Source organism: Pseudonocardia broussonetiae (assembly GCF_013155125.1).
GTDB classification, from domain to species: Bacteria; Actinomycetota; Actinomycetes; order Mycobacteriales; family Pseudonocardiaceae; genus Pseudonocardia; species Pseudonocardia broussonetiae.
Genome location: NZ_CP053564.1, coordinates 7,501 through 21,229, shown reverse-complemented (window position 1 = coordinate 21,229; position 13,729 = coordinate 7,501). Strand labels below are relative to the sequence as shown.

The window sequence follows — 13,729 nt, the reverse complement described above, 5'->3', positions numbered from 1 at the left end:
GTATGTCGGGGACGTACCTCCGGTGTTACCGCCGGGTACACGTGCGCGGGTCCGGTGCGCCTCGTAACGTCCCCCGCGCAGACCCGCACGGCGAGGAGGACGGCATGACCGAACGGTTCCGGATGCTGATCGGGGGTCGGGCGGTCGACGCGGCCTCGGGCCGGACGTTCGAGTCGGAGAACCCCTACACCGGGCAGCCGTGGGCCGAGGTGCCCGACGGCGGCCCGGAGGACGTCGACGCCGCCGTGGCCGCCGCCCGCGCCGCGCTCGACGGCGAGTGGGGCTCGCTGACCGGCTTCGCCCGCGCCGCGCTGATGCGCCGCCTCGGCGACCTGATCGGCGAGAACGCGGAGCGGCTGGCCCGCCTGGAGGTCAACGACTCCGGCAAGCTCTACCGCGAGATGATCGGCCAGCTCACCGGCCTGGGCTCCTGGTACCACTACTACGCGGGCCTGGCCGCCACCCTCGAGGGCCGCCAGATCCCCGCGCCGAACCCGAACTTCCTCGTCTACACCCGCCGCGAGCCCGTCGGCGTGGTCGCGGCGATCACGCCGTGGAACTCCCCGCTGCTGCTCATGACGTGGAAGCTCGCCCCCGGCCTCGCCGCGGGCTGCACGTTCGTCGTCAAGCCCTCGGAGCACGCGCCGGCCTCGACGCTGGGCTTCGCCGAGCTGTTCGAGCAGGCCGGGTTCCCGGCGGGCGTGCTCAACGTCGTCACCGGGCTCTCGCGCGAGACCGGCGCCGCCCTGGCCGGGCACCCGGGCGTCGACAAGGTGGCGTTCACCGGCTCGACGGCCACCGGCCGCGCCGTCGCGCACGCCGCCGCGGAGAACCTCAACGCCGTCACGCTCGAGCTGGGCGGGAAGTCGCCGCAGATCGTCTTCCCCGACGCCGACCTCGCCGCCGCGGCCAACGGCCTGATCGCCGGGGTGTTCGCGGCCACCGGGCAGACCTGCATGGCCGGGTCGCGCCTGATCGTCCACGAGTCGGTGCACGACGAGCTCGTGCGGCTCGTCGCCGAGCGCGCGGCGACGATCAAGCTCGGTGACCCCAACGACCCCGACACGGAGATGGGCCCGGTCGCCAACGCCCCGCAGTACGAGAAGGTGCTCGGCTACCTGCGGACCGCGCAGGACGAGGGCGCGACCGTGGCCCACGGCGGTGCCGCGTCCGACGTCGGCGGCTACTTCGTGCAGCCCACGGTGCTGTCGGTGAAGCCGTCGGACACGGTGTTCCGCGAGGAGGTCTTCGGGCCGGTGCTCTCGGCCGTCACCTTCAGCACGGAGGAGGAGGCGCTCAAGCTCGCCAACGACACCCCCTACGGCCTGGCCGGCGCCGTGTGGACCAAGGACGTGCACCGCGCGCACCGGGTGGCGGCGAAGGTCCGGGCGGGCACGGTGTGGATCAACGCCTACCGCGTGGTGGCGCCCAGCGTGCCGTTCGGCGGCATGGGGCAGTCGGGCGTCGGGCGGGAGAACGGCGTGGAGGCGGTGCTGGCCTACACCGAGAACAAGTCGGTGTGGGTCGAGCTGACGGGCGGCACGCGGGACCCGTTCGTCATCGGCTGACCCGCGGCACCGTTCACCGCACCGTAACCCGCTCCGGGTTTCTCTGCGTGATACTTCGTCTCATGTCAGGAGACCTCGCGGCCCGGGCGGCCGCGGACGGCGTCACGTTCCTGCTCGCCGTGTTCGTCGACCTCGCCGGGAAGCCGTGCGCCAAGCTCGTGCCGGTCGAGGCGGCCGACGAGTTCGAGTCCGACGGCGTCGGGTTCGCCGGGTACGCGGTCGGCGCGATCGGCCAGCAGCCCAGCGACCCCGACCTCGTCGCGATGCCGGACGTCGCCACGTACACGCCGTTGCCGCAGGTGCGCGAGGGGCTGGCGCTGGTGCACTGCGACCCGCACGTCGACGGCGTCCCGTGGCCCTACGCCCCGCGCGTCATCCTCAAGGCGGCGCTGGAACGGGCGGGCGACCTGGAGCTGCACGCGGGCGCCGAGGTCGAGTACTTCCTCGTCACCCGCGACGCCGAGGGCCGTCTCAGCCCGGCCGACGCGCGCGACACCGCCGCCCAGCCCTGCTACGACGCCCGCGGCCTCACGCGGATGTACGACCACCTCACCGAGGTGTCCACCGCGATGAACCGCCTCGGCTGGGGCAACTACGCCAACGACCACGAGGACGGCAACGGGCAGTTCGAGCAGAACTTCACCTTCGCCGACGCCCTCACCACGGCCGACCGCGTCGTCACCGCCCGGTACCTCATCTCGGTGCTCGCCGAGCGCCGCGGGATGACGGCCACGTTCATGCCCAAGCCCTTCACCGACCGCACCGGCAGCGGGATGCACCTGCACCTGTCGCTGTGGCGCGACGGCACGGCGCTGTTCCCCGGCGACGGCGGGCTCTCCCCGCTCGCGCGCGCGTTCCTCGCGGGCGTGCTCGACCACGCCTGCGGGCTGCAGGCGGTGATCGCGCCGACCGTGAACTCCTACAAGCGGTCCGGCGCCACGTCGACGCGCTCGGGGGCCACCTGGTCGCCGCGCCGCGCGACCTACGGCGGCAACGACCGCACCCACCTCGTCCGGGTCCCCGACGCCAACCGCATCGAGCTGCGCGGCGCCGACGGCTCGGCCAACCCCTACCTCGCGCTGGCCGCCACGCTCGCCGCGGGCCTCGACGGCGTCGCGCGTGACCTCGACCCCGACGCCGTCGACGGCGGGGAGCTGGCCCCGACGCTGCTGCACGCCGTCGACGCCCTCGTCGCCGACCCCGTCGTCAGCGGGGCGCTCGACGCCGCGGGCCCCGGGGTGTGCGCCTACGTCGCCGACCGGGCCCGGACGGAGTTCCTGGACTGGCACGGCACGGTGGGCGAGTGGGAGATCGACCGCTACCTGACGGCCTTCTGATGTGCGGCATCGTCGGTCTGCACCTGCGGGACCCGGAGCTGCACCCGCGCCTGGGCGTCCTGCTGGAGACCATGCTGGGCCACATGTGCGAGCGCGGCCCCGACTCGGCGGGGGTCGCGGTGTACGGCGACCGCAGGCGCTGCCCCGAGGGCTGGGCCGCGGTGTCGCTGCTGGACGCCCCGCCCGACCTGGCCGTCCCGGACGCTCTGGTCACCGTCGCGGGGGACACCACCGTCGTCGCCGCGCCGCTGACGGTCGACGAGCTGGTCGCGGCGGTGCGCGGCAGCGGCGCACTCGTCGTCGGGTCCGGCACCGACCTCACCGTCTACAAGGGCACCGGCCACCCCCGCGACCTCGCCCGCACCTACGACCTCGCCGGCGCCCAGGGCTGGCAGGGCCTCGCGCACACCCGGATGGCCACGGAGTCGGCGGTCACGGCGTCGGGCTGCCACCCGTTCTCCGTCGGGCCCGACCAGTGCCTGGTGCACAACGGCTCGTTCGCCAACCACGCCACGATCCGCCGCGAGCTGGAGGCCGACGGCGTGGTGTTCGACAGCGAGAACGACTCGGAGGTCGGCGCGCGGTTCGTCGCCTCCCGGCTCGCGGCGGGCGACGACCTCGACAAGGCGCTGCGGCTGCTCTGCGAGCGCTTCGACGGCTTCTACACGCTGCTGGTGACCAGCGCCGACGGGTTCGCCGTCGTCCGCGACGCCATCGCGTGCAAGCCGGCGATCATCGCCGAGACCGACGCGTGGGTGGCGATGGCGTCGGAGTTCCGGGCGCTGGCCGAGCTCCCCGGCATCGACCGCGCGCGGATCTGGGAACCGGAACCGGAACGGGTGCACGCATGGGTGCGGTGATCGACCTGGCCTCGTCGACGGTGCGGGAGCTCAACTCCGAGCTGCACGCCCCCTCCGCCGACGCCTACGAGGTCCTCAACCCGCGCGGCGCGCACGCCGTGGCCGCGGGGCTGCACCACCCGATCGCCGTCGACGTCCGCGGGCACGCCGGGTACTACTGCGCCGGCATGAACCAGCTCGCCGAGGTCACCGTGCACGGCAGCGTCGGCACGGGCGTCGCGGAGAACATGATGTCGGGCGTCGTGCGGGTGCGCGGCGACGCGTCGCAGTCGGCGGGCGCCACCGCGCACGGCGGGCTGCTCGTCATCGAGGGCAGCGCGTCGATGCGGTGCGGGATCTCGATGAAGGGCGTCGACCTCGTGGTCGGCGGCGACATCGGCCCGATGAGCGCGTTCATGGCGCAGGCCGGACGGCTCGTCGTCTGCGGCGACGCCGGGGAGTCGCTGGGCGACTCGATTTACGAGGCGCGGATCTACGTGCGCGGTGCGGTGGCGTCGCTCGGCGCCGACTGCGTCGAGAAGCCGATGGCCGACGAGCACCGCGCCGAGGTGGCGGAGCTGCTCGCGGCCGCCGGGCTCGACCACGACCCGGCCTCCTTCCGCCGCTACGGGTCCGCGCGGCGGCTCTACCACTTCACGGCGGGGAACGAGTACTGAGATGCGCGAGTCAGCGACCTTCGACCGCGGGGTCATCGCGGAGATCCAGCGCGCCGCCGAGACCGGCGTCTACGACATCCGCGGCTGGGGGGCCAAGCGCCCCGTCCCGCACTTCGACGACCTGCTGTTCCTCGGCGCGAGCATGTCCCGGTACCCGCTGGAGGGCTACCGCGAGCGCTGCGACACCGACGTCGTCCTCGGCGACCGCCACGCCACCCGCCCGCTGCACCTCGACATCCCCATCACGATCGCCGGGATGAGCTTCGGCGCGCTGTCGGCGCAGGCGAAGGAGGCGCTGGGGCGCGGGGCGTCGGCGGCGGGCACGTCCACCACCACCGGCGACGGCGGGATGACGCCCGAGGAGCGCGGCCAGTCGCGCCACCTCGTCTACCAGTACCTCCCCAGCCGCTACGGCATGAACCCCGACGACCTCCGCAAGGCCGACGCCATCGAGGTCGTCCTGGGGCAGGGCGCCAAGCCCGGCGGCGGCGGGATGCTGCTCGGGCAGAAGATCACCGACCGCGTCGCCGGGATGCGCACCCTTCCCCCCGGCATCGACCAGCGCAGCGCCTGCCGCCACCCCGACTGGACCGGCCCCGACGACCTCACGATCAAGATCCTCGAGCTGCGGGAGATCACCGACTGGCGCACGCCGGTCTACGTCAAGATCGGCGCCAGCCGCACGTACTACGACGTCAAGCTCGCGGTGGCCGCGGGCGCCGACGTCGTCGTCCTGGACGGGATGCAGGGCGGCACGGCGGCCACCCAGGAGGTGTTCATCGAGCACGTCGGCATCCCGACGCTCGCCGCGCTGCCGCAGGCCGTGCAGGCGCTGCGCGAGCTGGGGCTGCACCGCACGGTGCAGCTCGTCGTCTCCGGCGGCATCCGCACCGGCGCCGACGTGGCGAAGGCGATGGCCCTGGGCGCCGACGCCGTCGCGATCGGCACCGCCGCGCTCATCGCGCTGGGCGACAACCACCCGCGCTACGCCGCCGAGTACGCCGACCTCGGCTCCGGCGCCGGCTTCTACGACGACTACCAGGACGGCCGCGACCCCGCCGGCATCACCACGCAGGACCCGGACCTCGCCTCCCGCCTCGACCCGGTCGAGGGCGGCCGCCGCCTCGCCAACTACCTGCGCGTGCTCACGATGGAGGCGCAGACCCTGGCCCGAGCCTGCGGCAAGGCGCACCTGCGGCACCTGGAGCCCGAGGACCTGGTGGCGCTGACGATCGAGGCGGCGGCGATGGCGCGGGTCCCGCTCGCGGGCACGAACTGGATCCCCGGCACGTGAGCGCCCCCGACACCGCCGACGTCGTCGTCGTGGGCGGCGGGATCGAGGGCGCCGCCGCCGCGTGGGCGCTCACCGCCCGCGGGGTCGCCGACGTCGTCGTGTGCGAGCGGCACACCGTCGGCTCGGGTGGCACCGGCAAGTCCAGCGGCGTCGTGCGCTGCCACTACGGGATCCCGGTGCTCGCGGAGATGGCGTGGTCGAGCCTGCGCGTGCTGGAGGACTCGCTCGACGTGCTGGGCGACGACGTCGGCTTCGTGCGCACCGGGTACGTCGTCGCCGTGGGGGAGGGCAACGTCGACGCGCTGGACGCGAACCTCGCCGCCCAGCGCGCGGTGGGCGTCGAGACCGGCCGGATCTCCCGCGACGACGTCGCCGCGCTCTGGCCCACCGCCCGCCTCGACGACGCCGCCGCGTTCGGCTGGGAGCCCCGCGGCGGCTACGGCGACGCCTACCGCACCGCGCAGGCCTTCGCGGCCGCCGCGCGCCGGGGCGGGGCGCGGATCCGGCAGGGCGCGCCGGTCGCGGAGGTGCTCGTCGACGGGTCCGGCGTCGCCGGCGTGCGGCTGGCGTCGGGGGAGGAGATCGCGAGCCGCGCTGTGGTGGTCGCGGCCGGGCCGTGGTCGGTCGGGCTGCTGGCCCCGCTCGGAGTCGACGTCCCGGTCACGGTGCACCGCGAGCAGCTCGTCCTCGTCGCGCCGGGGGTGGACGTCCGCGGGGTGCCGGTGCTCTCGGACCTCGTGTCGCTGCAGTACGTGCGCTCCGAGCCCAGCGGTGAGCTGCTCGTCGGCAACTCCGACCTGAGCCGTCCCGCCCCGGCCGACCCCGACCACTACTCCGACCGGCCGGAGCCCGCGCAGCTGGAGCGGGCCGTCGAGAAGATCGCGCACCGCTTCCCCGGGCTGCCCGACGCGGCGGTCAGCCGCACCTACGCCGGCTGCTACGACGTCACGCCCGACTACAACCCGGTGATCGGCCCGACCGGCGTCGAGGGCCTGCTGGTCGCCGCGGGGTTCAGCGGACACGGCTTCAAGATCTCCCCGGCGGTGGGGGAGCTGGTGGCGCGCCTCGTCGTCGACGGGGGCCCCACGCCGTTCCCGCTCACCCGGTTCGCCGACGGCGCGCCGCTGCGCAGCCCGCACCCCTACGTCGGCGCGGGCGAGATGCGGTGAGGCCCGACCACGGCCCGGCCGCGCGGGAGGTCGACGAGCCCGCGCCGTCCGACGGCGTGCTGGAGCGGGCGATCGCGGTGCAGGTCCGCCGCCACCGCCTCGCGGGCGGGCTCACCCTCGGCGAGCTGGCGGCCCGGGCGGGGATCTCCAAGCCGATGCTGTCGAAGATCGAGAACGCCCAGACCTCCTGCAGCCTCACGACGCTCGCCCGCCTCGCCGCCGCGCTCGACGTCCCGGCCACCGCGCTGTTCCGCGGCGCCGACACCCCGCGCGAGGCCGTACACACCCCGGCCGGCTCGGGGGCGCGGATCACCGCCCGCGGCACTCGCGTCGGCCACGACTACACCCTGCTCGGCGCCCTGCGCGGCCCGCACAAGCGCATGGAGGCCCACCTCGTCACGCTCACCGAGCGCAGCGAGGTCTTCCCGCTGTTCCAGCACCCGGGCACGGAGCTGCTGTTCATGCTGGAGGGCGAGATGGTCTACGGCCACGGCGACAGCGCCTACACGCTGCGCCCCGGCGACGCCCTGCAGCTCGACGGCGAGGGCGTCCACGGTCCGCAGGAGCTGGTGGAGCTCCCGATCCGCTTCCTCTCGGTGGTGGCGCACGGCGACGGCGAGCCCTGACCCACCGGGTGGTACGCGGTCAGGGCGAGGCGATGCTCCGGCTCGCACCGGCCGTGCTGTCGCGCAGGCGCGGTGGCCCGCCGTACCAGTCCAGGCACATGACGGTGGCGTCGTCGCGCAGCTCGCCCCCCGTCGCGCGCAGCACCGCGGCCCCGAGCGCGCGCACCACCTCGCGGGGGTGCAGGTCGCCGCTGTGCGCCAGGACGTCGGCGACGTCGACGGCCGCCGCGTTGCGCTCCAGCATCCCGTCGGTGACGAAGACGATCCGGTCGCCCGGCGCGATGGGGAACTCCTGCAGCCGGTAGGTCCGTCCCGCCTCGATGCCGAAGGGGAGGTCGATGTCGAGCTCGATCTCCTCGACCCGGCCCTCGCGCAGGCGCAGCGGGAACGGGTGCCCCGCGTTGACGACCGTGGCCGACCGGGAGTGCAGGTCGATCCGGACCAGCTGGCCGGTGACGAACTGGCCGACCGTGGAGTGCGCGGCGAGGGCGTCGTTGGCGCCGCAGGCCTGCTCGAGCAGGGTGAGACCGCCCCGGCGGCCGTTGCGCAGGCTGCCCACGAGCAGGGTCGCCAGCAGCGCGGCGGCGACGTCGTGCCCGGCGGCGTCGGTGATCGACAGCTGGAGCGCGTCCTCGCCGAGGACGTAGTCGAAGGTGTCGCCCCCGACGGAGCTGGCGGGCTCCATCCACGCGGAGACCGTGAACTGCCCCGCCTCGCAGGTGAACGAGCTCGGCAGCAGCCGCCGCTGGATCTCCGCGGCGAGGGAGAACGGCGTCGAGCGCTGGCCCCACTCGAACAGGTCGGTGTGGCGGCGGTTGGCCACGACGATGTAGGCCAGCGCGTGCGCGGCCGCGACGACGTCGGCGACGACCTGCTCGGTGGGGTAGTCGGGCAGGAGCAGCTCCAGCAGACCGATGGCGTCGCCGCGGTCGGTCACCGGCAGGATCAGCTGCGCCCCGTCGCCGAGCCGGCTCAGGTCGGCCTGCTGGGTGCGCAGTACCTGCTCGTAGACCGTGCCGTCGAGCTGCAGGGTCTCGCGGCCGCGGGCGTCCCGGACGCCGGTGTGCCCGAAGCGGACCACCGCCCGGCCGCTGAGGTCCGCGATCAGGAAGCTCACCTGCCGGGCCCCGACCATCTCCGCCAGCGCGTGCGTGACGACCTCGACGGCCCGCGTCGGCGCGGCGGCCTCGGCGTGCTCCAGGAGTGCCCGCAGGTCGGTCGTCGCGGGCGGCAGGACGGACATGCGCGCACCCTAGCCGTGGCGGGCCGGGCGCGGACCGCCTCGCGCTCCTCCGCGTCGCCGCACGTCGGTCGCGGCTCAGGTGATGGGCGATCCTCCCGTCACGCCGAGCACCTCCGAGGTCATGTAGCTCGACTCCTGCGAGGCCAGGAAGACGTAGAAGGGCGCCAGCTCCGCCGGTTGGGCCGCCCGGCCCATCGGGGCCTGCGCGCCGAACGACTCGAGCTTCTCCTCGTCCATCGTGGCCGGGATCAGCGGGGTCCAGACCGGTCCGGGCGCGACCGAGTTGGCGCGGATCCCCTTCTCGATGAGGTCGTGGCCGAGCCCCTTGGTGAAGTTGACGATCGCGGCCTTCGAGGTCGCGTAGTCGAGCAGGTGCGGGGAGGGCTGGAACGCCTGGACCGACGACGAGGTGATGATCGACGACCCCGCGGGCATGTGCGGCACCGCCGCCTTGCACAGCCAGAACAGGGCGTAGACGTTGGTCTTCATGACGCGGTCGAACTGCTCGGTGGTGATGCCGGCGAGGCCGTCGGACTGCGACATCTGGTAGGCGGCGTTGCTGACGAGGACGTCGATCCGGCCGAACTCCTCGACCGCCCGGCGGACGACGTCGTGGCAGGTCTGCTCGTCGGTCAGGTCGGCCGCCACCGCGAGCGCGGTCCGGCCCGCCTCGCGGACCAGGCCGGCGGTCTCCTCGGCGTCGTCCTTCTCGGCGTCGAGGTGGGTGATCAGGACGTCGGCGCCCTCGCGGGCGAACGCGATCGCCACCGCCCGGCCGATGCCCGAGTCGCCGCCGGTGATCACGGCCTTCCTGCCCTCGAGCCGGCCGGTGCCGCGGTAGGTCTGCTCGCCGTGGTCGGGCCGGACGTCCAGGTCGGCGGTGCGGCCGGGGTGCTCGACCGTCCGGTCGCCGCTGCCGGGTGCGGCGTGCTGCTCGGTCGGGTCCTGCTGGGTGAACTGGTCCTGGGTCACGGGGCCTCCTCGGTGTGGGTGCCGGCGCGGGGTTCCCCGTCGGGGCCGAGCGACACCGCCTCTTCCCGCTGCGCCCCGGTGTAGCGGGACGGGCCCCGGGTAGTCGGTCGCGGGCCGCGGTGGTCGCGGCGGCCGGACAGGGGGACGGGACATGGGTGGGCTGCGGGACCAGGTGGCCGACGGGGCGCGGCAGCACGCCGCCGCCTACAGCGGTGACCAGGACCGGCCCCTCGCGGGGTACGCGCGGGTCATGGGGGTCTTCGGTGCGCTCGTCGCCACCGCCACCGGGGTCGCGGCCGCCACCGGGCGCCGGGCGCCGGCCGACGTCCGGCCGTGGGACGTCGTGCTGCTGGCGGCGGGCACGCACAAGCTCTCCCGCACGATCACCAAGGACGCGGTCACGGCTCCGCTGCGGGCGCCGTTCACCCGGTACGCGGGCCGGGGCGGACCGGCCGAGGTGATGGAGGAGGTGCGCGACACCGGCGGCCTGCGCCACTCCGTCGGCGAGCTCCTGACCTGCCCGTTCTGCCTGGACGTGTGGATCGCCACCGGATTCGCGGTCGGCGTGGTGTTCGCCCCCCGGCCCACCCGCCTGGTGACGGCGACGCTCACGGCCCTGACCGGTGCCGACTTCCTGCAGCTCGCCTACGCCCGGGCGCAGCGGGCCGCGGGCTGAGCGGCGCCGCTCACAGCGCGGACCTCGGTTCCGGCGGCACCTGCCCGCCCACGGACCGCCACGCCGCGACCAGCAGGAGGAGGCGGGCGACTCCGAGCAGCCACGGGATCGGCAGGGAGAGCCCGTACCAGAACAGCGCCTCGACGGGCAGCAGGACGGCGGCGAGCACCGCGCCGGCGCGCGACCCGTGGCGGACCAGGCCGGCCGCCCACGCGGCGGCGAGGGTCAGGACCAGGAAGGCGGTGGCGAGCACGAGGAGCGTGCGGGGCGGGGCCTCCACCGACCACGGGCCGCCGTACATCCGGAAGACCCCGAAGAAGGACGGCAGCTGCCCGGACTCGAGCAGCGACGCCACGACGGGGACGCTCGAGCTCCCGAACGCGGCGACGTAGACCCACGTCACCACGGCGTAGGCGCGGGCGGGCCTCCCCGCGCGCTCGGCCGCGGGCGGCCGGGGTCGCCGCACCAGCACCAGTCCCAGCAGTGCGAAGAGCAGCAACCAGACCGCCACCGCCCAGCCGGCCGCAGTGGGCGCGAACGCGAGCGCCGGGACCACCGCGACCAGCAGCCACAGGCCGAGGACCGCGGTCAGCCACCGCCGCGGGCCCTGCCAGGTCCCGTCGCGCGCCACCTCCGCACCGAGCACCAGCAGCGCGATCCCGAGGACGACCGTGTAGACCGCGTAGACGACGGCGAACGCCCGGGGTGTCGCGCCGGAGGCCGACACCGGCACCGAGATCGCCACGCCCTCGGCGACCGCGAGCCCGGCCAGTGCGGCCACCGCGGTGCAGAGGGCGAGCCGGGCACGCCGGGATCCGGCCACGACCCCGCTCGACCACAGGGACAGCAGCCCGAGCAGCAGCCCGATGCGGCAGAGGGCGAGCACGATCTGCAGGGCTGCGGAGCCCGGCACGGGGTGCGGATAGACGCCGGCGGCCCCGCTCGACCCCGCGAGGTAGCCGGCGAGCACGGCCCCCAGGACGCCGCACACGAGGCAGACGGCGGCGGCCACGTCCACCCGGCCGCTACCGCGCGAGACCCCCGCCGCGTCCGTCATCGCGCCCCCTCGATGGGTGGTCGGATCGTCCGTGCTGTGTGTAGGTGATCCGGGCCGTGGCGTCCAGGAGGTCGAGGACGACCCGTCGGCGTAGCCGGGTGCGGTGCGGCCGGGGGAACGCGGGTGGCGGTCGTCGACGTCGATCACGTCTCTGACCTGGTGCCCCCGGCAGGACTCGAACCTGCGACCTAGAGATTAGAAGGCTCTTGCTCTATCCAGCTGAGCTACGGAGGCCGGGCCGGACGAACCGCCCGTGGCGAGCGTAGCGGGACCACCGCGCACCCCGCGCGCCGAGCAGGGGCCCGTCAGGGTGTCGTCGTGGTGGTGGAAGTTGACCTCGTGAGAAGGTGTGCACATGCCCCTGACGCTGCGCTCGGCGGCCGGGTCCGACGTCGGTCGGCGCCGTCCGCTGAACCAGGACTCCGCGGTCACGAGTCCGCGCCTGCTCGCCGTCGCCGACGGCATGGGCGGGCACGCGCACGGTGAGGTGGCCAGCTCCGTCGCCGTGAGAGCCCTGGCCGATCTCGACGCGGAGCTGGCCGGCACCGACCTGGCGGGTCTCGACCTGCTCGGCGTGCTGGCCAGGGCCGTCACCGCCGCCGCCGACCGGCTCACCGGCCTGGCGCGGGAGAACACCGCGCTGCGCGGGTCGGGCACCACGGTCGTCGCCCTGCTGTTCGACGGCGGACGGGTCGGGATCCTGCACGTCGGCGACTCCCGCGCGTACCTGCTGCGCGGGGGCGAGCTGCTGCGGCTGACCCGTGACCACACCCTGGTGCAGGCCCTCGTCGACGAGGGGCGCATCTCGCTCGAGGAGGCCGCGGAGCACCCGCGCCGCTCGATGCTCATGCGCACGCTGCAGGACGGCAACACCGTCGAGCCCGACCTCTTCCACCACGAGGCGCTGGCGGGCGACCGCTACCTCGTGTGCTCCGACGGCGTCACCGCCGTGCTCGGCGACGCCGACATCCAGCGGGTCCTCGCCGAGTCCGCCGAGCCGCAGGCCGCGGTCGACCGGCTGATCGAGCTCGCCAACGAGGGCGGCGGGCCCGACAACATCACGTGCGTGGTCGCCGACGTCGTCGACAGCGAGGAGCCGGTGTCCGACGCCGGTCCCGAGCTGGTCGGGGCCGCGGCGGCTGCTCCGGCGGACTGACGCACGCCGCCGGCGGCCCGCCGCGCCGGCCCTACCGGCGCGCGACGAGCCGGCGCAGCGGCACCGGCAGCCGGCAGGTGGGCCCGGCGCGCTCGGCCAGGCGCTGCGCGAGCTCGGCCCGGACGTCCGGCGCGAGGTCGGGCCAGATCCCGGCGGCGGGCAGGGCGTCGACGGCGCGGCGGGCGGCCGCGGCGTCGGGCAGGGGGAGGGCGAACGGGACGCGGTCGTCGCCGAGCACGGCGAAGTCGGCCGCGGTGAGCAGCCAGGACGCGTCGTCGAGCGCGGAGCGGTGCCGCCACGGCCCGCGGTGCACCGGCCGCAGCACGCCGCGCCAGCGCAGGTCCGCGACCGAGCGCGCCGACACCGACGGCGTGACGACGACGAGCGTGCCGCCCGGTCGCAGCGCGCGGCGCAGGTCGGCGAAGGCGGCGTCGACGTCGGCGGTGCGGTGCAGGACGAGCAGCAGCACGATCCCGGCGGCGGCACCGCGCACGGTGGTGTCGACGTCCAGGCGCCCGTCGACGACGCGGGGGAGGAGCACCGGCTCGAGGTCGCGCACGGGCGCGGCCGCCCACGCGCGGGCGTCACCGCCGTCGAGCGCGTCCAGGAACACCTCGGTCACGCCCGCAGTCTGCCGGGCGGGGACCGCCACGGCGGTTAGCCTGGACGCCATGGCGCAGACCCCCGTCGAGACCGCCGCCCCACCGCGCACGTCCGGGTCGTCCGGCCTGGTCCTGCTGGGCACGGCGATCGCCGTCCTGGTGGCCGCGGGGCTCACCGCGCTGTCCGGCGCCCGGCCGCTCGTCGCGCTCGGGCTGCCCGACCCGGGGGTGCTGACGACCGTCGGGCTCCCCGCCGTGCGGGCCGTCGCCGAGGTGGCGATGGTGCTGACGATCGGCGCACTGCTGCTGGCGGCGTTCCTGGCCCCGCCGCAGAAGTCGGGCTACCTCGACGTCGCCGGCTACCGCGCGCTGCGGAGGGCCGGGTGGACGGGCGTGCTGTGGGTCGCGGCGGCGGTGCTGCTGGTGCCGCTCACCGTCGCCGACGCCCTGGGCCGGCCGGTCGCCGACGTCCTGGACGTCGGGCTGCTGGTCGAGGTCGTGCCGCAGCTGGCC

Annotated in this window: 14 protein-coding genes and 1 tRNA gene (1 of these 15 cut by a window edge); 10 read left to right on the top strand and 5 right to left on the bottom strand. The window is 75.2% G+C overall.

All coding sequences use genetic code 11. From position 1 onward, the window contains the following. Positions 1-104: 104 nt before the first annotated feature. The 7 genes from HOP40_RS00090 to HOP40_RS00060 all read left to right on the top strand — a co-directional run bounded on the left by HOP40_RS00090 (position 105) and on the right by HOP40_RS00060 (position 7,510). Positions 105-1,568, top strand: a complete 1,464-nt coding sequence (locus tag HOP40_RS00090) for an aldehyde dehydrogenase (protein ID WP_172153811.1) — start codon at positions 105-107, stop codon at positions 1,566-1,568. Positions 1,569-1,630: 62 nt separating this feature from the next. Continuing rightward, complete coding sequence (gene glnT / locus HOP40_RS00085; protein WP_172153810.1) at positions 1,631-2,905, top strand: type III glutamate--ammonia ligase; 1,275 nt, start codon at positions 1,631-1,633, stop codon at positions 2,903-2,905. Beyond that, the gene (locus tag HOP40_RS00080; RefSeq protein ID WP_172153809.1) at positions 2,905-3,765 is read left to right on the top strand and encodes a class II glutamine amidotransferase domain-containing protein; all 861 of its coding nucleotides are present in this window, start codon (positions 2,905-2,907) and stop codon (positions 3,763-3,765) included. The genes glnT and HOP40_RS00080 overlap by 1 nt, the downstream gene beginning before the upstream one ends. Further along, positions 3,753-4,421 (top strand): glutamate synthase, encoded by a 669-nt coding sequence (locus HOP40_RS00075; RefSeq protein WP_172153808.1) that lies wholly within the window; start codon positions 3,753-3,755, stop codon positions 4,419-4,421. The genes HOP40_RS00080 and HOP40_RS00075 overlap by 13 nt, the downstream gene beginning before the upstream one ends. A gap of 1 nt (position 4,422) precedes the next feature. Further along, positions 4,423-5,715: an FMN-binding glutamate synthase family protein gene (locus HOP40_RS00070; RefSeq protein ID WP_172153807.1), complete on the top strand. Its 1,293-nt coding sequence runs from the start codon at positions 4,423-4,425 to the stop codon at positions 5,713-5,715. Beyond that, positions 5,712-6,884, top strand: coding sequence for an NAD(P)/FAD-dependent oxidoreductase (locus HOP40_RS00065; protein WP_172153806.1), 1,173 nt, complete (start codon positions 5,712-5,714; stop codon positions 6,882-6,884). Before HOP40_RS00070 ends, HOP40_RS00065 begins: the two co-directional genes overlap by 4 nt. After that, positions 6,881-7,510: a helix-turn-helix domain-containing protein gene (locus HOP40_RS00060; RefSeq protein WP_172153805.1), complete on the top strand. Its 630-nt coding sequence runs from the start codon at positions 6,881-6,883 to the stop codon at positions 7,508-7,510. The genes HOP40_RS00065 and HOP40_RS00060 overlap by 4 nt, the downstream gene beginning before the upstream one ends. Positions 7,511-7,529: 19 nt before the next feature. On the opposite strand, the gene HOP40_RS00055 is transcribed toward HOP40_RS00060, so the two are convergent. Further along, positions 7,530-8,753 carry a PP2C family protein-serine/threonine phosphatase gene (locus tag HOP40_RS00055; protein WP_172153804.1) on the bottom strand — a complete coding sequence of 408 codons (1,224 nt, stop codon included), beginning with the start codon at positions 8,751-8,753 and terminating at the stop codon, positions 7,530-7,532. A gap of 75 nt (positions 8,754-8,828) precedes the next feature. Continuing rightward, positions 8,829-9,725, bottom strand: coding sequence for an SDR family oxidoreductase (locus HOP40_RS00050; RefSeq protein ID WP_172153803.1), 897 nt, complete (start codon positions 9,723-9,725; stop codon positions 8,829-8,831). A gap of 151 nt (positions 9,726-9,876) precedes the next feature. Between HOP40_RS00050 and HOP40_RS00045 the strand changes: the two genes are divergently transcribed. After that, complete coding sequence (locus tag HOP40_RS00045) at positions 9,877-10,401, top strand: DUF1360 domain-containing protein (RefSeq protein ID WP_172153802.1); 525 nt, start codon at positions 9,877-9,879, stop codon at positions 10,399-10,401. Positions 10,402-10,411: 10 nt separating this feature from the next. Here the strand turns inward: HOP40_RS00045 and HOP40_RS35335 are convergent, their stop codons facing one another. Beyond that, positions 10,412-11,458, bottom strand: coding sequence for a hypothetical protein (locus HOP40_RS35335; protein ID WP_205347032.1), 1,047 nt, complete (start codon positions 11,456-11,458; stop codon positions 10,412-10,414). Positions 11,459-11,615: 157 nt separating this feature from the next. Continuing rightward, positions 11,616-11,692: transfer RNA gene (locus tag HOP40_RS00035), tRNA-Arg, on the bottom strand. 121 nt (positions 11,693-11,813) lie between these two features. Between HOP40_RS00035 and HOP40_RS00030 the strand changes: the two genes are divergently transcribed. Further along, positions 11,814-12,614 (top strand): PP2C family protein-serine/threonine phosphatase, encoded by an 801-nt coding sequence (locus tag HOP40_RS00030; protein WP_172153801.1) that lies wholly within the window; start codon positions 11,814-11,816, stop codon positions 12,612-12,614. A 31-nt stretch (positions 12,615-12,645) separates the two neighbouring features. On the opposite strand, the gene HOP40_RS00025 is transcribed toward HOP40_RS00030, so the two are convergent. Next, positions 12,646-13,236: a hypothetical protein gene (locus HOP40_RS00025; RefSeq protein ID WP_172153800.1), complete on the bottom strand. Its 591-nt coding sequence runs from the start codon at positions 13,234-13,236 to the stop codon at positions 12,646-12,648. Between the two features lie 49 nt (positions 13,237-13,285). On the opposite strand from HOP40_RS00025, the gene HOP40_RS00020 reads away from it, so the two are divergent. After that, positions 13,286-13,729, top strand: the beginning of a protein-coding gene (locus tag HOP40_RS00020) for a bifunctional copper resistance protein CopD/cytochrome c oxidase assembly protein (protein WP_172153799.1). The gene runs 1,740 nt beyond the window's last position; 444 of the gene's 2,184 nt are visible here — the first part of the coding sequence; the start codon lies at positions 13,286-13,288; the stop codon falls past the right edge of the window.